Genomic DNA, 17069 nt, shown 5'->3' on the forward strand with positions numbered 1-17069 from the left:
AAGTTTTCACAAATAAATTTGTGCAGCGCAGCATTCGTACCCACTTGTAGTGCTTGAGCCCGATTGGGCAAAGGAGACGGATGTGACGCAACGCAGGAATTCGCGAGAGCTGATCGAGCTGAAAAACTTCGGTTCGAACCCCGGCATGCTGAAGTGCTGGCTTTATCTGCCGACCATCCTCGCTCCCAAAACGCCGCTCGTGGTCGTCCTGCATGGATGCACGCAGAACGCAGCCACATATGACCACGGGTCCGGTTGGTCGAAGCTGGCGGAAGAGAAAGGATTTGCGGTCCTCTTCCCGGAACAACAGCGCGCCAACAACGCCAACCTATGTTTCAACTGGTTCGAGCCGGACGATATCCGGCGTGACGCGGGCGAAGCTCTCTCGATCCGGCAAATGATCGCACATGTGGTCGAGTCGCACGGCATGGATACTGGCAAAATCTTTGTTACTGGGCTGTCGGCCGGAGGTGCGATGGCGAACGTCATGCTGGCGACATATCCCGAATTGTTTGCGGGTGGAGCAATCATCGGCGGGCTGCCTTATGGCACGGCCTCAGGGGTGGCCCAGGCTTTCGAACGGATGCGGGGTCAAAAGGCCCCGAGCGTCAGCCAGATGCAGTCGGCATTGAGGACCGCAGCATCTGGCTCGGGGTCCTGCCCACGCATCTCAGTGTGGCATGGAACACACGATCACACGGTTAAGGCGGTCAATGCCGCGCAGATCGTCCATCAGTGGGCTGGGGTGTCCCATATCTCCGACACGCCGGATGTGATCGAGTCCATCAATGGCCATACTCGGAAGGTCTGGCTCGACGAAAGCGGCAAACAGGTCATCGAAGTCTATCTTATCAAGGGCATGGCCCATGGTGTTCCTTTGTCATTTTCGGCTGAAACTCCACTGGGAAATTCCGGGCCGTTCATGCTGGAGGCAGGCATCTCCTCGACCGCGCGTATTGCCAGGGGTTGGGGGCTTACCGATGATGCTGATGTCGCCATCGCCGAAGGCGCATACGAGCCCAGCCCGCAGCACACCGCCGCGCCCTCAAGCATTGAAGCTGTCATTGCCAAGGCAATGGCGTATGCAAAACCAGGCTTGGTTCAAAAAGCGGGAGGTCGAGACGAACAAGGCATCGGCAAGGCGATCAACGACGCTCTTCGGGCTGCCGGACTGATGCGTTGAGGAGCCGGTGCGGCGCGCGGAAGTTCGGCCTTTGCCCTGCCCTCAGGGGCAGCGGCCTCCCCATCAGCTTTTAGGGTCCGTTTCCATGCCGGTGCTCAACATTCATCATCGTACGACCTACAGTTTTCGAGAGACCGTGTCGCTGTCGCCGCACCGCCTTATGCTCAGGCCACGTGAAGGACGCGAGCTCAGGCTGCTGAGCCATGAGATTTCCATTTTCCCCGAGGCTGTGCTGAACTGGTCGAACGACGTATTCGGCAACACGATCGCTTCAGCGACATTCCAAACCCGCAGTGACAGCCTTGTTGTTGAGAGCTCGGCGACTGTGGATCTGACGGCGTCTGCATGGCCCGTCTTCGACGTTGCGGCGTCGGCGATAAACTATCCTTTCCTCTACCCCGACAACGATTGGACTGACCTCGGCGCGCTAACCGTTCAGCAGTATGACGATGTCCAGCAGCGGCTTGAGACATGGGCGCGCGGCTTCGTCGCCGGAAGACCGACGGATACGCTGTCTCTCCTCAAGGATATCAGCCTTGGTATTACTTCCTGTATCTCTTACCAAAGTCGGGAAGAGCAAGGCACGCAGGCGCCGCTAATCACTCTTGATCGGGGTTGGGGCTCCTGTAGGGACTTCGCTGTGTTATTCGCCGAAACGGCGCGCAGCCTGGGCTTTGGCGCCCGGATCGTCTCAGGCTATCTGTTCAATCCGGACAGTTCGCTCACCGGGTCGACGGACCAAGGATCAACGCACGCCTGGGCAGAAGTCTTCGTTCCGGGCGCTGGCTGGATCACATTCGATCCTACAAACCGCAGTGTGGGCGGCGCTAACCTGATCCCGGTAGCTGTGAGCCGCGACATCGCCCAGGCGGTTCCGGTTTCAGGTAGTTTCAACGGCGCGACGGATGCCTTCCTGTCAATGGACGTGGCCGTAGAAGTCAAAGCAATCGGCTCGACCTAAGCCAGTTGGCTTCAAGCCTGAGGAAATTGGAGCACTCAATGCTAGCGCTTCCGAGTTCTTACACCATGATGGGATCTGAACCGCTGACCCAGTTGTTGACCGCTTTGTGCCATGAGTGGTCGTTACCGGATCGCCCAATCGCACCGTCTGTTGCAAAAACAACCGCCCTTTTTCGTCACTGTGATTGCGACCAGATACTCCGAAGTGTTCTTTCGACTTCTTGGGACAACTCGACGAACTGACGTTTTTACTTGAAGTTCAGGAGGATTTTTACGGTGCGGTTCAATTGCTGCTTGAGCCGCCACCGAGACACCTGGAAATGATCATGTCGAATGTTCATTAAAGATTAGGCGATTAGCATAAGAGAGCGTAAGGTTCGCTGTCGGCCTATTCTTCCGGGCAGAGCCGATTGGGAGATTCCATGTGCTCTTGCCTAAAGGTAGGAGTACCTATGATGAGTGCCAGGTCGAGCAACTATGTTGCGCCAACGATTATTGGTCTTCAAGCCGTCACGACGTACGCGAAAATCCCCAACCCTCCACCAGCACAAAGCAGGCTGCATAAGTTTGCAATTAGCGGTGTGCCCGCGGGTGAACGCGTCCACACCAAAGTTTGCTCGATGAGTGATTTGCGGCGTAGGCCGGAAAAGCACGCTACTTGATCAGTGCCCGAAAATACGCGTGGGAGAAATTTATGACTACCCCGCCACCGTTCGAAAGTATGTCTCTCCAAGAGAGGACGGCCATCCTCAGGGCACTTGCTCATAGGCTACAGATTTCCGCACGTGTCGCTGAGCGTGATTGCGATCCAGTTTGCCAGTTGCTGCTGGCACTCAGTGTTCGACTAGCAGCATGCTGTGAAGAGGTGGCAGCAGACCCACTTCGTGGCGACGACGTTGTTGAAAAAGTCCTCAGGTTGCTCAGTGAATTCGCGCTACGTCGACCTGAAGGCACGATTCATGAATTCGCAATCACGTCGCGGCACTGATCTTGGGGCCGATCGATCAGTGCGACGGCAAAAGGCGATTGGTCCCACAACGCCAAACGCCGTTTGCCGCCCAATTCTCATCCCCGAGGTCTAATTTCCGCTGCAGAGGAGTATGAATATGACGGAAGTTCCAAAGACTGGATTGCCTGGTGCGCCAGGGAAACCAGGTAAGCCTGGTAAGGGCCAAAACCCTGGAAAGGGCGGGTCAGGCGGTGCCGGTGGAAAGCCGGGCGCACCCGGAAGGGGTGACGGGAAGACCTAAGGAACCCGTGCCATCTTCAATCATGAAGCAGTCGTTTAATCCGGGGTAAGCACTGACGACCGCAAAGAGCCGCAGGCCGTCTTCCGCATCGCGCCGCTAGGAGACATGATTGTGTCGCCAAAAGCTGCTTTCTTTGCGCGATGAAAATCCCGGACCTCCCGCCCGATCTATGGTTCCCCAGCAGAATCCGACCATGAGTTTTCCTTCGTGGTGAAGCCGATGCCATGGGCCCACACATCAGGCATCGATGGGGATGGAACGAGCAATTTCAACGCGCGGTTCACCAAGAAAAGTTACGATCGAAGCCCTTCTCCCTTATTATATCGGGGCGAAAAGGCCGTGGGCACCGTCTCGCTCCAAAAACATCCCGGCCATCTGCAATTCGGCGAATTTTATATTCTCTCAGAACACCAAGGTCGGGGTCTCGGGTCTCGCGTGTTGCAACACTGCTTTGCCATTGCTGACCAAGAGCGTCTTCCAGTGCATCTTGAACATTTGATCTGGAACCCTGTCGGCTCGCTGTACCGCAGAAACGGCTTCATCGAAACGTCAGTGACCGACAGTGATTTCATTTTGAAGCGGCCATGCCCCGTGGGTAACGAAAGGAGCTAACGGCAGGTTTGGGCCGATAGCCGACCAAGCGAAATCTTATTAACGGGTTGAGCTGTTGATGAGATATGAACTGCCGACCCAGCAGTTATGCTAGCTTCATCTCGCATCGGAAAGGCAACCAAAACAGGTGTATCTAGCCGGTGGCTCATCGTGGCCGAACTGGATAATCCTCGGGCCAATAAGATGGTCGACGGGTCTGGGAAGGCAGCGACTGCCGGCGCTGAAGCTCACCAAAAAGACGCCCACCTTGATAATAGTTGATAAGTGGTCTATGAATTAGCCATCACATTAGATGGAGGACCGCATGATTAGCGCCGATCTGGGAAAGCAGCTCGAAAGCTATATCCAGCAACTCGTTGACACGGGGCGCTACGGTTCGAAAAGCGAAGTCCTGCGTGAAGGCGTGCGATTGGTCCAGGATAGGGAGACTAGGCTAGCCGCGCTGGATGCTTCCATCATGCGCGGTATTGCCGATGCTGACGCTGATCGCACTAAGGAAGCGAGCGATGTTTTCGACCGCCTCGACGCCAAGTATCGGGCGATGGCTGAAAAGGCTGAAAAATCGGTATGATCCTTGAATTTTCCAGGGAGGCCGAACGCGATCTTGAGCAGATTGCTGATTATATCGCCGACCAAAATCCACGGCGCGCCGTATCATTCCTCCGGGAACTCCGGAGTAGCTGTGAAGGTCTCGTCGAGAATCCGAATGGTTTTGCCGTTGTCCCCCGCTTTGAACACTATGGTATTCGCCGACGCGTTCACGGCAACTACCTGATCTTTTACCGCGTTGTAGATGCTAAGGTGATCATCATCCATATCCTGCATGGTGCCACCGATTATGGCACGATCCTTTTCGGCGAATGATCCAAAAATGTCTATCTTCGGTAACGTGCGGCAGTGAGGCCAAGTAGAGTATCGCGAGTTGAAAGAGAATCGAACACCCGTTCATTTTAGATAATGACCTCGGTTGGTGGCAACAATCTATCTCTGGAATGACAGCGAGTAGCGGGTATATCGACGTTCACCCACACGCGTAAGAGCACCGATCTCAACGAGCTGCTGCAGATCGCGTGTCGCCGTAGCGCGGGAAGTGCTTGTGATCGCGATGTAGTTCTCTGCGCTAAGCCCCCCCTTGAAGCCTGCCGTGCCTTCCTTAAAAATGCGCGCGACCACCTTTTCCTGCCGCTCGTTCAGCTGGCCCCGAAAGCGTTCGTAGAACTTTGTTTTTTTAATTAAGAAATCTATGCGCTCAAGCGTCGCCTGTTGAGCCAGCATAATAATTTCCGCAAAAAAGGTAATCCAACCTGTGATATCGAGCGTGCGCTGGTGGTACTCAAGCTCGGAATAGTAGGCCTTTCGGTTTTTCTCGATTGTGAAGGCGAGTGATATGAGACTTGGTTGCCCTAAGTTTTGCGCCAATGATTTCTCAGCAAGCGCGCGCCCAATTCGACCATTGCCATCCTCAAATGGATGTATGCTTTCAAAATAGAGATGACCAACTGCTGCACGAACTAGGGCTGGAAGTGGATTTTGACCGATCGGTCCAGATTGATTGAACCATGCAATAAAAGTCTCCATCTCAGCTGCAACCTGGCGCGATGGGGGAGCTTCAAAATGGATTGTCGGCTTATCCAGCCGACCTGAAACGATCTGCATGGCGTCTTCATGCTTGCGGTAAGCACCAACCGTTTCAATGTATCGATTTCCGGCCATCAGCATTGAGTGCCACTGAGACAATTTCTCATGATGCAGCGGCTCCTGCCAGCTTCGGTAGACATCCGCCGTCATCTCGGCGATTCCCCGCTCTTGGGGCCTAATTTGTCGATCGTCGCTATGGAGCCCAAACTGCCGGCGAAGTGATGATTGGACGCTTACGCGGTCAAGAAACTCCCCCTCAATCTCAGAAGTCTTGATCGCTTCGTCGCTCAACAATTCAATACGAAGCTGGCTACTGTCCGCATCGTCGAAATGCCGAACGGCGCCAATGACCTCGCCGGCGGATTGCAAAAATCTCTGCTCTGATAACACAAGGCTTGCAGCGTCGTACCTGAAGTTTGGCCAATCGGTGTTTTGCCAGTTCCATTTCATGAGTTATAGCCAGCCTTTCTATAGCTCATGATTATTGCCATAAATGAGTTATTGCAAGCCTATCTATCGCTCAACGTCACAATCCGCGGCCACACTTCAAGCAGCGGCGACCAACAGGCACCCAGCTACACACATTCTTAAATCGTGCTCCGTATCTCCGCTCGCCCTCGGCATTGGTGCCGAGAGAAACAGGACGAACATGACCAAAAACAACCTTTCATCACGTCATTTTCAGCGAAAGATCTCGAATTCTGCGAACTACGGATCGCACCGACCACCTCCAAGCGAGTGCTGGATAATATCCGGCCATATCTGATGAGCTTGATCATCTATCGAAAGTCGCCTCCGATCTTGAATGGTCATATCGACTGGACGACGATTGGCCAGGCCTGCGGTATAGAAGCTGAGCTGACAACAGAATTGAAGAAGTGCCTCCGGCCTGGCCTTGATGCAATCATCCGGTGGCTCGCTCTAGCACCGGCGGCCGAGGACGCACAACCGTCAAACACGGGCCGCCAGAGCAAGACGGCGGGCGCCAAGAAGGCAGCCTCCGCACTCTCAACCAGAAAGCCGCAACGCGTGGCGACCAACGGCACCTTTGCCCGGCCTGCATCTGCGCAACGTGGCCCGTCACCAAAGCCAATCAGCTCCTTCCCAGAACCACTATTCGAAGCAACTGAAGATCCAGTGAGCTTTCAGGATGCTCTCTCTTATCATATGCGGCGGTTTGGTGACACATACTGGCAACTCTACCGAGCAGTCGTTCATCTGAATGAGACCTTCGACAACAAGACGCTTCTATCCTGGATCCAAGGAGAGCGGGTCCCTCGATCTGTTGCAAGTTTCGATATTCTCCGCCGCATCGAACAGCGCTATCGACTTGCAAACGGATATTTCAAACAAAAGCTGCCGCATCAGGCGCGCTCGCTTTATGGTCATGATCTGGGAGATATCAGCCCCGCTGAGAGGCGAAGGATTTCACTGCACCTGCCGGAGGACTTCAACAGCCTGCCTTTCACCAAACGAGAGGAGATCCTTGATTGGGTTCGCCGAGTGATCGTTTCCGGTTCGACCGAATATCGCCGCTACCAAGCAGCAGCGAGCAAGCAACGGTATGCCATCCGCTTTCCTGCCGTTACCTATGGAGGCGGTTCGCTCCCCTCTCGAACCCTGGCTTCGCCCGCCAACGCCAATCAGAAAGTCGCACCGGAGCAGGCCGATCCCGATTTGTTGTCTGGCGTCGTCGATGCGCCGCCGCGGCTTGCGATGGAAATGGCCGACCTCATTCGCTTCAAGACTTCGACGCTTACGGCGATCGGATTTCAGCGTAATGGTGTCTGGGGCGAGGAAACCGCGTCTCAAAAGATCGAGCACCTCGGCCTGATGTTCGGTGCTCTGGCCGCTTCTCCGAATGGTGTTGTGAAGGGCTACGGTGTGCCAGTCAGCCAGTTAAGCTTCGGCCTCCTCATCTTCCCGGGTGTCTGGGACTGGTATCTACAATGGCGCGAACAGCGTCGTGGCTTCTACACCAAATGGGAGGAGGACATGCTGATGATAGCACAGGCTCTGACACGCGCCGATGTAGGCTGGATCCGGCAGCATCCGGAGCTTTTAAAAAACGTCACGCCTATCGGCGGTTTGATTGAACAGGAAGAGATCGAGAGCGCAGCCCGCGACTGGCATGCGGCATGTGACGCGTTTCATCGGCATGCAGCAAATCGTTCCAAGGAGATCCAGCGAGTAATGCGCGTTCATCGCGATCCGTTCGAACCGATCATGTGCGTGCTTGAAGCGGACAGTCCGTTAGCGGAATATCGCAAGATCACCGACGAGATCCTTAAACGCATGCCAGATGAAAGCCGATATCCCCGGCCCGCAGCTGAAGCCGTTCGCTCATTCCTGTTGCTCCGTCTCGGACTGCATCTCGGGCTCAGACAAAAGAACCTTCGCCAGTTGCGTCTCTGCCCACGTGGGCATCACCCGACATCGGAACGGCGACTTGAAGATATGAAATGCGGCGAGCTGCGCTGGAGTGATCGCGACGACGGTTGGGAGGTTCTTATCCCTGCGGCGGCATTCAAGAATTCCAGCTCGTCCTTCTTCGGCCAGAAACCATTTCGGTTGATCCTTCCGGACCTGCTCGACCTCTACCAATATCTCGATGCGTACATCGATCGTCATCGAGGTGTCCTGCTGGGTGGCGCGAAAGATCCACGTACTCTCTTTGTCAAAACGGTAAAGACGACAAGTTTCGATGCAGCCTACAACTCCACCACCTTTTACGAAGCATGGCGAACCGTGATCCAGCGTTATGGGATCTATAATCCCTACACTGGACGGGGTGCGATCAAAGGCCTGTTACCGCATGGACCACACAATCTCCGCGACATTCTCGCAACCCACATATTAAAGCAGACAGGCTCATACGAGCAGGCGAGTTACGCTATCCAGGACACACCCGACGTTGTGCAACAGCACTACGGTCGCTTCCTGCCGCAGGACAAGGCTGCACTGGCCGCCAAGATCCTCAATCAAGTCTGGGTAGCGGCATAGTCCAAAATAAACCATCAAGCTCGGATGCGAGGAGCATTTCGCGTCCGAGCTCAACACCCCCGATTTGTGATTTGAATGGATACGAACCACTGACACAGTTGCCGGCCGCTTTGCAGTCATCAATTGAACCCACTGCCAAACGGAGACATCGCGGTCATTTCACCAATTCGTTTTCCGGAAACTTCCACTGGTTGTTGATAAGGTCAGCACGCGGGCGATAGAGGCGTACGGTGTAGTTCCAGTCCTTCGTGATCGGGAGGCAGTTGACGGTGTCTTTCTTGCATCCTCCGAACTGCACTGTAATCCCGCCGTCACTGTCGGGCTTGGCGGTCAGATTGTTTAAGGAGTAGGCGTTGAGGTCGTTTTTCTGGAAGAAGCCCTTCGCATTGTAGACGCTGATCGACCAGAACCCGTCGACCGGGACGTTTTTCACCGTGACCTTTTCGATCTTGGTTCCGCTCTCGTCCCTCGGTTTGCCGCTGACGTAGATCGCTGCAGCGCGGGGGTTTCCGCCCCAGCCGACCGCAGACCCGATGAGGTATCGTATGGGGTCGACCTCGCTTTTCGAGCCGAACATACCGTCCGAACCCAGAAGCGTCGAGCCGAGAATCTTGAGAGCGTCCCTGATCCTGCTCTGCGATACGCTATCCCAGTTCGGTAGAACCAGTTCGCCGTTTGAGGCCTGTTCCGTCTTGATCTTGTCCTGCAGAGCGTGGACCTCTTTCATATCCGCCTCGCTTTGAGGGTCCACCAAGGTGCGAATGGTGATGATCAGATAGCGTGTGCGGATCTGGTCTTTACTGTAAGTCTTCGTGCCAGGCGCGTAGACGATCTCGTGTGTGTACTGATCCTCGTCGAGGACCTGTGCCATCATGTACCGCTTACCAGCGTCGGGCAGCGTCACCGTAATCGGACCTGCGTCAAGGTCGAAAACGCCGAACGAATACAGAGTGTCGCGGTTCATTCTGACAATCTTCTGATCGTCGATGGACGGCGGCGTCCGCGAATGCATAAACCTACCGAATGCGCCTTCCTTTGCGTAGCTAGCAATCGTCATGTCGGTTTCAGCGCGAGGAAAGTTGTCCACCGTGACAGGCACTTTTTCTGCTGCAAAACAGACTGACGAGAGGAGAACGCCGAAAGCGGCGAAGGTAGCCTTTGAGCGATAGTTGTATCGCATCTCACTCCTCCCATAGTGACCCTAGCAGATCCCACGCTGACGTTAGGGCCAATGTCGAATAGCTAGTGTATCGGCTGCCGCCGTTGAGGATAGTCAACGCTGAACGTCATCTTAAGCGTCGCCACCCGGGCACGCTCAGCATCTTTCACTTCGATAATGACATTGTCGGGAGGCGGGAAGCTTTTGGTGGCAAACAGAGACAAGGCGTTGAACGCGCTGTTGACAGCTTCGTGGTCACTGGAAAAATCCATGTCCATTTCCGTTTCTATGCCGTCCATTATGTGCAGATAGAACTTCGGCATCCCGTCCACCTCCCGCCAAACATTATGATTGCAGTATGCACGATTGCATCTGACATCGCCCTTTTCACTGCGACTTCAAGGTGTGTTGTCGAGAAATCACTCAGCCATACGGCGACGGGCGTCGGTGGGCCTTTTCGCAGCGTCCCTCTGCCAGGAACGATCCGCCCTACAGCGCCAATCGAGCAACGGATTCAACTGCTTGCCAACTATGACAAACGACAACGACTAAATACGTGCCACCGGCGATTTTCCGATCTCGCTCTCAAGCTGATCCTGCGTATAGGGTTTTCCGTGACGTGCTGCATCGACATGGATTCCGGGGGGAAGATCGGCGTATCTGGCTCCCGGCACCCAAGGGACCGTTTTCAATGATCATACGGCCGTAGTGGCCCAAAACCTGAAGCGCTGGAGGGAAAGTGGACTGCGCCTCCAGCATGCGGATGCGATTCTAATAGACGATGTCTGTCGGCGCGCTTGGTTCACAATACATTTCGCAAAGATCCCGGGAACGCGGCCGTCGGCGGCAAGGATCGGCGTAGACCAGCAGGCGCGAAGACAATGTGACGGCGCCAACTCGCGAAGGTCGGCCCATACCGGATCGGTCCGGATGTCGTCGACGATCACCGGGCCGGAGGTGAGAGCCACAGTACCGCCAACCCAAGTACTCGAAGAAGTCATCGGAGGACGCCGTGGAACGATTGGAGAGACGTATATCCAGCAGATTGCCTAAAAATTGCAAGCAACTGCGGCTAGAGCTTCTTAGTTTCCGTTGATGGTCGCGTAGACTTTTGCATATCCGACTTTGTGAAAGTCACGCACCGCCCTATGTCGTCAAAGAAACCCTGATATTTTGCGGCCGATAAAGCAGGAAGACTATATTGAGCTACGATAGATCCAAGGTCGATCTAAGCAACTGCGATCGCGAGCCCATCCATATTCCAGGAAGCATCCAGCCCCACGGAGCTATGCTTGTTGTTGCTCCCCGAGCGAACGTCATAGCGTACGCTTCAGACAACATACAGGATTACCTCGGGGTCAACGGAGCGATCGTTGGCGCTGGCTGTCCCGGATCAGCGCCCATGAGACAGAACTGGCTTAATCGAGAAGAGAGGATTTTCGGCTCATCGTAGCTCACTCAAAGGAAGCGAAGATGAGACAAAAGTCCGGGCCGCAGACATCGGCGGCCGAGAAGACGATCAAGGGTATCCGCCGGGCCACGCGCAAGCACCATTCGGCCGAGGACAAGATCCGCATCGTGTTGGAAGGGTTGCGTGGCGAGGACAGCATCGCCGTGATATGCCGTCGCGAAGGGATCGCCGAGAGCCTGTATTATAGCTGGTCAAAGGAATTCCTCGAAGCGGGCAAGAAGCGACTTGCCGGTGATACCGCCCGGTCGGCGACCAGCGACGAGGTGAAGGCACTGCGCCGTGAAAGCCGCGACCTGAAAGAGGCGCTGGCCGACCTCACCCTGGAAAACCGCCTGCTCAAAAAAAGCATGATCGGGCATGGGGGCGACGAGGAATGAGATATCCCGCCACGGAGAAACTTGAGATCATCCGGCTGGTCGAGCAGTCACATCTGTCGGTCCGGCAAACCCTCGACAAGCTCGGCATTTCAAGGCCGACCTTTTATCGCTGGTATGATCGTTTCCTGACCCACGGCGTTGAGGGGCTGGAAGACCGGACTTCTGCGCCATCACGGGTTTGGAACCGCATACCCGACGATGTCCGGGATCGCATTATCGAAATGGCGCTGGACCACGCCGATCTGTCACCGCGCGAGCTGGCGGTGAAGTTCACCGACACGGAAAGCTATTTTGTGTCAGAGGCTTCTGTCTACCGCCTGCTCAAGGCCCATGACCTGATCACCTCGCCAGCCTATATCGTCATCAAGGCCAATGATGAGTTCAAGGACAAGACCACGCGGCCGAACGAGATGTGGCAGACCGACTTCACCTATCTGAAGGTCATCGGCTGGGGATGGTTCTACCTGTCGACCATCCTCGATGACTTCTCGCGGTACATCATCGCCTGGAAGCTTTGCACCAGCATGAAAGTCGATGATGTCACCGACACGCTCGACCTGGCACTGGCCGCCTCGGGCTGTGACAAGGTCAAGGTCGAACACCGGCCGCGCCTGCTGTCCGACAATGGCCCGTGTTACGTCGCTTCCGACCTCGGCGAATGGCTGGAGAAATACAAGATCGATCAGGTCCATGGCGCTCCTGGCCATCCCCAGACGCAGGGCAAGATCGAACGCTGGCACCAGACGCTGAAGAACCGCATTCTCTTGGAAAACTACTTCTTCCAGGAGGACCTCGAAGCCCAGATCGCGGCCTTCGTCGAGCGCTACAATCATCGCCGATACCACGAGAGCCTCGACAATCTCACCCCGGCCGACGTCTACTTTGGACGCGGCCAGACCATCCTGCTCGAACGCGAAAGGATCAAACGAGACACCATCAAACAGCGCCGCTTGAACCACCAGGCCAAAGCGGCTTAGATCAACCGCGAACCGAGCCGGAAACTCCATTCTTCCAAAGACCGAAAAGTCTCAAATCATTCGACGACGGACAGTGGGGTGGGAAATTGTTACCGAAAGAGGACGCATCGCAAGCGCAGGAACAGCCGCGGTTACGTGCTGATGCGCAACGCAATCGCGCCAAGCTGGTCGAGGTTGCCTCGCAAGCCTTCGCTGAACGCGGCGCGGATGTTTCGCTTGAAGAGATTGCCCGGCAGGCAGGTGTCGGCATCGGTACGCTTTATCGACACTTTCCGACCCGCGAACATCTCGTCGAGATAGTCTATCGGCGCGAACTCGAATTGCTCACTGGCGCTGCGGTCGAACTCTTGGCCGAAAAGGCACCCGATATTGCGCTCGATGAGTGGATGCACCGTTTCGTCAGCTACATGGCGGCAAAGCGCGGTATGGCCAGCAGCCTGAAGCTGCTGTTCACCTCAAACGCCGCTCTCTTTACGGAGGGAACGACGCGCATGACAGCCGCCTTCGACAAGCTTCTTCGTGCGGCGATAGAGGCGGGTACGGTGAAGGGCGATATCGTAGCGGGCGACGTTCTCTACACGCTGTTCGGCATCTACTCGATCCCGGACACGCCCGACTGGCGCGAACGGGCACACAGGATCGTTCGCCTGATCATGGACGGTTTGCGCACTCACTCAAAGCCCTGATGATCGGCAGTCGCGGGAGATACGATTGGAGCTTGCTGCATGACCAACGAACAGGGCTTTCCAGAGCGACCACGGAGGCCTGGCATTTCAGTCGCTATCGTCATCCTAGCCGCTGGTAGATCGAGCCGGACGTCGCCTGGTATCGGCCATAAGCTGCTCTCGAAGTTTGACAGCATCCCGCTCGTGCGGCGTGTCGCCCTGCGGGCGATCGAAAGCAAGGCGGAACACGTTTATGCGGTCACGGGCTTCCGTCACGAAGACATCGAGAATTGCCTTGCCGGCCTCGACGTCACGGTCGCCTTCAATCCGGCTTTTGCATCCGGCATGGCAAGCTCCCTGGTCACCGGCCTGAGAACCCCCGGAGCGATGTGGACCACGACGGAGCGCTGATCCTCCTGGCGGACATGCCGGCCATCACGGTAGAGAACCTGGATCGGTAATCATGACGTTCGAACGCTCAGAAGGGCACTCGATCATCCGCGCGAGCCACGCTAGCAATCCAGGTAATCCTACCAAAGGCGCTCTATCCGCAGGCTTCGACATTGCAAGGGATCGCGGCGCCAAGGCGCTGATTGGAGGTTGTGATCTCGACATCGTGGGGGTCGATATTGGGGAGGCGGCGGTCATCGATGTCGATAAGGAGGAAGACCTGCAGAGGCAGGGCGGTGCTTTAAGTTATATGCGATGACGGACGTAAGGGACAAACCATTGCACCGCGAAAAACTAGATGCGGCCAGCCTTAGCCTGACGACATCGCAAAGCGCTTCCGGCCGAATACAGTCTTCCGCTGCGCGCCAACAGCGATCATTGCCAAGAAGCTCACGGTGTTGGTGCCTCTGTTTCGACGTAAGCGCTTATGTGCCTGCAACAATTCGATTGGCTCACGTCCACGCTGGAGAGCAGCGCCATGCGTAAAGTCTGCATCTTGGATTCAGAGGCTCAACGTGGCTTCCATCCGGGTCAATGACGAAGGCCACCTAGGATGCGGCCGTACTGCGCGCGCCTAGTCGACGGACGCGTAGCCCGGTTCCTTGTAGAGGGTATGCTTCTTGCCCTTGATCTCCGGTTCGAAAACGTCGGTATCCCAACGGCCTGCGGGTCCGTCTTCGATGGCGACCGAAATTGATCCGTAATCACTTTCGAGCGTGTCCATGACGACCTTTGCCAACTTCTCGGAAAGTTGCTTCTTTTGCGCTTCGGTGCGACCCGACATCATCTTCACAGCAACGTGCGGCATTTCGGAGTCCTTTCAATGATGACAGGCATCGCAACTGTCAGGCCTCGTATTGCTCGTCGGAGACCTTCTCGATCCAGCCGACGTAACCTGGGAGAAAGCATCCGCGATGATCTGCAGGATGCAGCTTTCCATATAGAGGCGCGATAGATAGGTCTCGACGCCGGCAGGGTTGATCACCTCTTCCGCAAGCGCGATCAGCGAAGCGCTCGGCTTCCAGGATTGGGCCGCGAGCGTGGTCGAGGTGAACGGCCTCAGCGCATCGGCGCCGGATCCGCCAAGCACGCCCCCCTGATTCTAGCCATTCCGGGAAGATCTTTATGGTGATCTTCCTCACTCGATCGCCGCGCGCCGGCGAAAGACCTCCCGTTCCCTTTATCATTGGTGGTCGATTGCGCGCCACCACTCCACATCCACCAGCGTCCATAGCGGCCGGATTTTACTTGGCGACAACGCCCCCAATGTAGGCAGCACGCGTTTGACTTGCAGTCGCGTTAGAAATCTCACTAAGACCGGCTGTTGAGGCGACCGATACGGATGCTCTTCGGCTGCACGCTTCGCGAGTTCGAAATCAAAGATCATGAGGTTGCTCTCGACATAGGGCATTGGCGTTCCCAACTACGAGGCAAGCATCATGCCAAGATGCGCGCATCCCGGCATGACGGATAATAGATCGGTCAGCCGACCACCTCGAAGCGGATATCCTGAGCACCCTGCCAAAGCGTAAGGCGGCCGAGTTCGGGCAGTTTGTCGAGGTTGGAGGTTACCGTAATGAAGTGATTCCCCGCGAGTTGGCCCATCTTCGACGAAAAATCGACGCCGCCATAAGCGAGCAGGATCTCGGTTTCGCTGATCCCGCCCGGATAGAGAATGACGTGGCCCGGTGCCGGATGGCTGGTGTGGTTTTCGTAGCCGACGCCGAAATCCTGATCGCCGAGCGGGATCCAGACGCCCTCGCCCGACCAACGCACATGCACGATCTGCCCCTGATAGGGCATTTGCTTCAAAAACGCCTCGCTGGTCTTCGGCGCCTTTTCGGTTTCGAGAACCGCATCGAACTCGAAGGGGCCTGCGGTTATTTTGAGCTTCATCATCTGTCTCCTTGACGTGTATTAGAGGTCGACCGGCCGGGCTGCGGCGGGTCGATATGTTCCCTGGCCCTTCTCGCCGACCAGCGCGCCGTCCTCGACCATGACAGTTCCAGCCACGATGGTGGTGACCGGCCAGCCGGTGATTTCCATTCCCTCGTAGGGCGAATAGTCAGCGCCGTCGTGCAGGTCGGTATGGCGGATGGTGCGTTTCAGCGCCGGGTCCCAGATCGCGATATCGGCGTCGGCGCCGATGGCGATCGTGCCCTTCTGCGGATAGAGACCATAGGTCTTGGCGTGATTGGTCGCGGTGATGGCGACGAAGCGCGGCAGGTCGATGCGCCCGGCCATGACGCCCTGCGAAAAGAGGATCGGCAGCCGGGTTTCAACGCCTGGAATACCGTTGGGGATGTGCCGGAAGTTGGTCTTGCCCTTCGGATTGAGCTTGCCCTGCTCGTCTTCATAGCGGAACGGGCAATGATCGGAGGAGAAGAGTTCGAACACGCCGGTCTCGATGCCGCGCCAGCATTCGGCCTGCGCCGCCTCGTCGCGCGGCGGCGGCGAGCAGACGAACTTGGCGCCTTCCCAATCCATCCCATCCAGATCCTTGGCGGTCAGCACAAGATATTGCGGGCAGGTCTCGCCGACCACCTTGATGCCCCGCGATCTCGCCCTCATGAGTTCCTCCATCGCCTCGCCGTTGGAGATATGGACGATAACGATTGGCACATCGGCGATCTCGGCCAGCGACAGCGCGCGGTGCGTGGCCTCGCGCTCGACGGCAACTGGCCGCGTCGAGGCATGGGCACGCGGCGCGACGTCGCCGTTGCGCTCGTGCTTGTCGATAAGGAAGCGGATCGCGTCCTCGTTTTCGCAGTGGACCATGACCGTCGCGCCGGTGCTGCGCGCCACGTCCAGCGTCTTCAGGATCTCGCCATCACTCAAGCGCAGATCCTCATAGGTCATGAAGACCTTCAGCGAGGCATAGCCATCGGCCACCAGGGCCGGCAGTTCCTGCCCGAGAACAGCATCGGTCGGATCGGAAATGATCAGGTGGAAGCTGACATCCGTGTAGCACTCGCCCTCGGCGAGCTTGCGGTAATCGTTCAGAGACGAACGCAGCGGCACGCCCTTTTCCTGCAGGCAGAACGGCATGATCGTCGTGTTGCCGCCGAACACGGCCGACAGCGTTCCGCTGGCGAAATCGTCCGCCATGACGATCCCGTCGCCGGATGGCTGAGAGATATGGACGTGGCTGTCGATGCCACCAGGCAGGACATACTTGCCGGCGGCATCGATCACGCGCGTTGCCCCGGTCAGCTGTTCGCCGATCTGGACGATCCTGCCGTCCTTGATCGCGATCGACGCCTTGAAGACGTCGGACGCCGTTGCGATAGTGCCGTTTTCGATGATGATATCGTATTCGCTCAT

The 17069-nt window shown here is 56.5% G+C and carries 20 protein-coding genes; 11 read left to right on the plus strand and 9 right to left on the minus strand.

Going from position 1 to position 17069, the window contains the following annotated elements:
• Window positions 1–82: 82 nt before the first annotated feature.
• The 5 genes from ACODTZ_RS28760 to ACODTZ_RS28780 all read left to right on the plus strand — a co-directional run bounded on the left by ACODTZ_RS28760 (window position 83) and on the right by ACODTZ_RS28780 (window position 4869).
• The gene (locus tag ACODTZ_RS28760) at window positions 83–1183 is read left to right on the plus strand and encodes an extracellular catalytic domain type 1 short-chain-length polyhydroxyalkanoate depolymerase (protein WP_489029870.1); all 1101 of its coding nucleotides are present in this window, start codon (window positions 83–85) and stop codon (window positions 1181–1183) included.
• 85 nt (window positions 1184–1268) lie between these two features.
• Entirely contained in the window at window positions 1269–2144 is an 876-nt protein-coding gene (locus ACODTZ_RS28765; protein WP_489029872.1) for a transglutaminase family protein, read from the plus strand.
• Between the two features lie 1456 nt (window positions 2145–3600).
• Entirely contained in the window at window positions 3601–4005 is a 405-nt protein-coding gene (locus ACODTZ_RS28770) for a GNAT family N-acetyltransferase (RefSeq protein ID WP_489029874.1), read from the plus strand.
• Between the two features lie 304 nt (window positions 4006–4309).
• Window positions 4310–4576, plus strand: a complete 267-nt coding sequence (locus tag ACODTZ_RS28775) for a type II toxin-antitoxin system ParD family antitoxin (RefSeq protein ID WP_047512969.1) — start codon at window positions 4310–4312, stop codon at window positions 4574–4576.
• Window positions 4573–4869: a type II toxin-antitoxin system RelE/ParE family toxin gene (locus tag ACODTZ_RS28780; protein ID WP_047512481.1), complete on the plus strand. Its 297-nt coding sequence runs from the start codon at window positions 4573–4575 to the stop codon at window positions 4867–4869. Before ACODTZ_RS28775 ends, ACODTZ_RS28780 begins: the two co-directional genes overlap by 4 nt.
• A 117-nt stretch (window positions 4870–4986) precedes the next feature.
• Here ACODTZ_RS28780 and ACODTZ_RS28785 read toward each other — a convergent pair whose 3' ends face one another.
• Window positions 4987–6093 (minus strand): Fic family protein, encoded by a 1107-nt coding sequence (locus tag ACODTZ_RS28785; RefSeq protein ID WP_489029877.1) that lies wholly within the window; start codon window positions 6091–6093, stop codon window positions 4987–4989.
• A gap of 315 nt (window positions 6094–6408) precedes the next feature.
• Here ACODTZ_RS28785 and ACODTZ_RS28790 point away from each other — a divergent pair, with 315 nt between their 5' ends.
• Window positions 6409–8646: a hypothetical protein gene (locus tag ACODTZ_RS28790; protein WP_489029879.1), complete on the plus strand. Its 2238-nt coding sequence runs from the start codon at window positions 6409–6411 to the stop codon at window positions 8644–8646.
• A gap of 154 nt (window positions 8647–8800) precedes the next feature.
• Here ACODTZ_RS28790 and ACODTZ_RS28795 read toward each other — a convergent pair whose 3' ends face one another.
• The 3 genes from ACODTZ_RS28795 to ACODTZ_RS28805 form a co-directional block, all read right to left on the minus strand.
• The gene (locus ACODTZ_RS28795) at window positions 8801–9826 is read right to left on the minus strand and encodes a DUF1254 domain-containing protein (RefSeq protein ID WP_489029881.1); all 1026 of its coding nucleotides are present in this window, start codon (window positions 9824–9826) and stop codon (window positions 8801–8803) included.
• Between the two features lie 62 nt (window positions 9827–9888).
• A complete protein-coding gene (locus ACODTZ_RS28800) occupies window positions 9889–10128 on the minus strand; it encodes a hypothetical protein (protein WP_047512489.1) in 240 nt (79 codons plus the stop codon).
• Window positions 10129–10500: 372 nt separating this feature from the next.
• Window positions 10501–10806 (minus strand): GAF domain-containing protein, encoded by a 306-nt coding sequence (locus ACODTZ_RS28805; protein ID WP_489029883.1) that lies wholly within the window; start codon window positions 10804–10806, stop codon window positions 10501–10503.
• 287 nt (window positions 10807–11093) lie between these two features.
• Between ACODTZ_RS28805 and ACODTZ_RS28810 the strand changes: the two genes are divergently transcribed.
• The 5 genes from ACODTZ_RS28810 to ACODTZ_RS28830 all read left to right on the plus strand — a co-directional run bounded on the left by ACODTZ_RS28810 (window position 11094) and on the right by ACODTZ_RS28830 (window position 14004).
• On the plus strand, window positions 11094–11258 hold the full coding sequence (locus ACODTZ_RS28810) for a hypothetical protein (protein WP_489030020.1): 165 nt from the start codon (window positions 11094–11096) through the stop codon (window positions 11256–11258).
• 20 nt (window positions 11259–11278) lie between these two features.
• Window positions 11279–12630, plus strand: a protein-coding gene (locus tag ACODTZ_RS28815; protein ID WP_489029885.1) for an IS3 family transposase whose coding sequence is annotated in 2 segments (ribosomal slippage) — window positions 11279–11615 and window positions 11615–12630 — 1353 coding nt in all. Because the reading frame shifts where the segments join, the coding sequence is not laid out codon by codon here.
• Window positions 12631–12716: 86 nt separating this feature from the next.
• Window positions 12717–13316: a TetR/AcrR family transcriptional regulator gene (locus tag ACODTZ_RS28820; RefSeq protein ID WP_489029887.1), complete on the plus strand. Its 600-nt coding sequence runs from the start codon at window positions 12717–12719 to the stop codon at window positions 13314–13316.
• Window positions 13317–13355: 39 nt separating this feature from the next.
• Window positions 13356–13706 (plus strand): nucleotidyltransferase family protein, encoded by a 351-nt coding sequence (locus ACODTZ_RS28825; RefSeq protein ID WP_489029889.1) that lies wholly within the window; start codon window positions 13356–13358, stop codon window positions 13704–13706.
• 52 nt (window positions 13707–13758) lie between these two features.
• Window positions 13759–14004 (plus strand): hypothetical protein, encoded by a 246-nt coding sequence (locus tag ACODTZ_RS28830; RefSeq protein WP_489029891.1) that lies wholly within the window; start codon window positions 13759–13761, stop codon window positions 14002–14004.
• Window positions 14005–14319: 315 nt separating this feature from the next.
• Here ACODTZ_RS28830 and ACODTZ_RS28835 read toward each other — a convergent pair whose 3' ends face one another.
• From ACODTZ_RS28835 to hydA, 5 genes are all read right to left on the minus strand, one after another.
• Entirely contained in the window at window positions 14320–14553 is a 234-nt protein-coding gene (locus ACODTZ_RS28835) for a tautomerase family protein (protein ID WP_489029893.1), read from the minus strand.
• Between the two features lie 12 nt (window positions 14554–14565).
• Entirely contained in the window at window positions 14566–14835 is a 270-nt protein-coding gene (locus ACODTZ_RS28840; protein WP_489029895.1) for a hypothetical protein, read from the minus strand.
• Between the two features lie 93 nt (window positions 14836–14928).
• Window positions 14929–15156 (minus strand): hypothetical protein, encoded by a 228-nt coding sequence (locus tag ACODTZ_RS28845; protein WP_489029897.1) that lies wholly within the window; start codon window positions 15154–15156, stop codon window positions 14929–14931.
• Window positions 15157–15227: 71 nt separating this feature from the next.
• Entirely contained in the window at window positions 15228–15641 is a 414-nt protein-coding gene (locus tag ACODTZ_RS28850; protein WP_489029899.1) for a DUF3830 family protein, read from the minus strand.
• Between the two features lie 21 nt (window positions 15642–15662).
• Window positions 15663–17069, minus strand: a complete 1407-nt coding sequence (gene hydA / locus ACODTZ_RS28855; RefSeq protein WP_489029901.1) for a dihydropyrimidinase — start codon at window positions 17067–17069, stop codon at window positions 15663–15665.

This window comes from Rhizobium sp. FG113 (genome assembly GCF_057809895.1).

Coding starts and splice junctions, on each gene's coding strand:
- ACODTZ_RS28805 (WP_489029883.1), bottom strand. CDS start 10,806: ATGACTTCTTCGAGTACTTGGGTTGGCGGTACTGTGGCTCTCACCTCC.
- ACODTZ_RS28835 (WP_489029893.1), bottom strand. CDS start 14,553: ATGCCGCACGTTGCTGTGAAGATGATGTCGGGTCGCACCGAAGCGCAA.
- ACODTZ_RS28845 (WP_489029897.1), bottom strand. CDS start 15,156: ATGCCCTATGTCGAGAGCAACCTCATGATCTTTGATTTCGAACTCGCG.
- ACODTZ_RS28825 (WP_489029889.1), top strand. CDS start 13,356: ATGACCAACGAACAGGGCTTTCCAGAGCGACCACGGAGGCCTGGCATT.
- ACODTZ_RS28780 (WP_047512481.1), top strand. CDS start 4,573: ATGATCCTTGAATTTTCCAGGGAGGCCGAACGCGATCTTGAGCAGATT.
- hydA (WP_489029901.1), bottom strand. CDS start 17,069: ATGAGCGAATACGATATCATCATCGAAAACGGCACTATCGCAACGGCG.
- ACODTZ_RS28775 (WP_047512969.1), top strand. CDS start 4,310: ATGATTAGCGCCGATCTGGGAAAGCAGCTCGAAAGCTATATCCAGCAA.
- ACODTZ_RS28850 (WP_489029899.1), bottom strand. CDS start 15,641: ATGAAGCTCAAAATAACCGCAGGCCCCTTCGAGTTCGATGCGGTTCTC.
- ACODTZ_RS28795 (WP_489029881.1), bottom strand. CDS start 9,826: ATGCGATACAACTATCGCTCAAAGGCTACCTTCGCCGCTTTCGGCGTT.
- ACODTZ_RS28790 (WP_489029879.1), top strand. CDS start 6,409: ATGAGCTTGATCATCTATCGAAAGTCGCCTCCGATCTTGAATGGTCAT.
- ACODTZ_RS28800 (WP_047512489.1), bottom strand. CDS start 10,128: ATGCCGAAGTTCTATCTGCACATAATGGACGGCATAGAAACGGAAATG.
- ACODTZ_RS28785 (WP_489029877.1), bottom strand. CDS start 6,093: ATGAAATGGAACTGGCAAAACACCGATTGGCCAAACTTCAGGTACGAC.
- ACODTZ_RS28830 (WP_489029891.1), top strand. CDS start 13,759: ATGACGTTCGAACGCTCAGAAGGGCACTCGATCATCCGCGCGAGCCAC.
- ACODTZ_RS28765 (WP_489029872.1), top strand. CDS start 1,269: ATGCCGGTGCTCAACATTCATCATCGTACGACCTACAGTTTTCGAGAG.
- ACODTZ_RS28810 (WP_489030020.1), top strand. CDS start 11,094: ATGCTTGTTGTTGCTCCCCGAGCGAACGTCATAGCGTACGCTTCAGAC.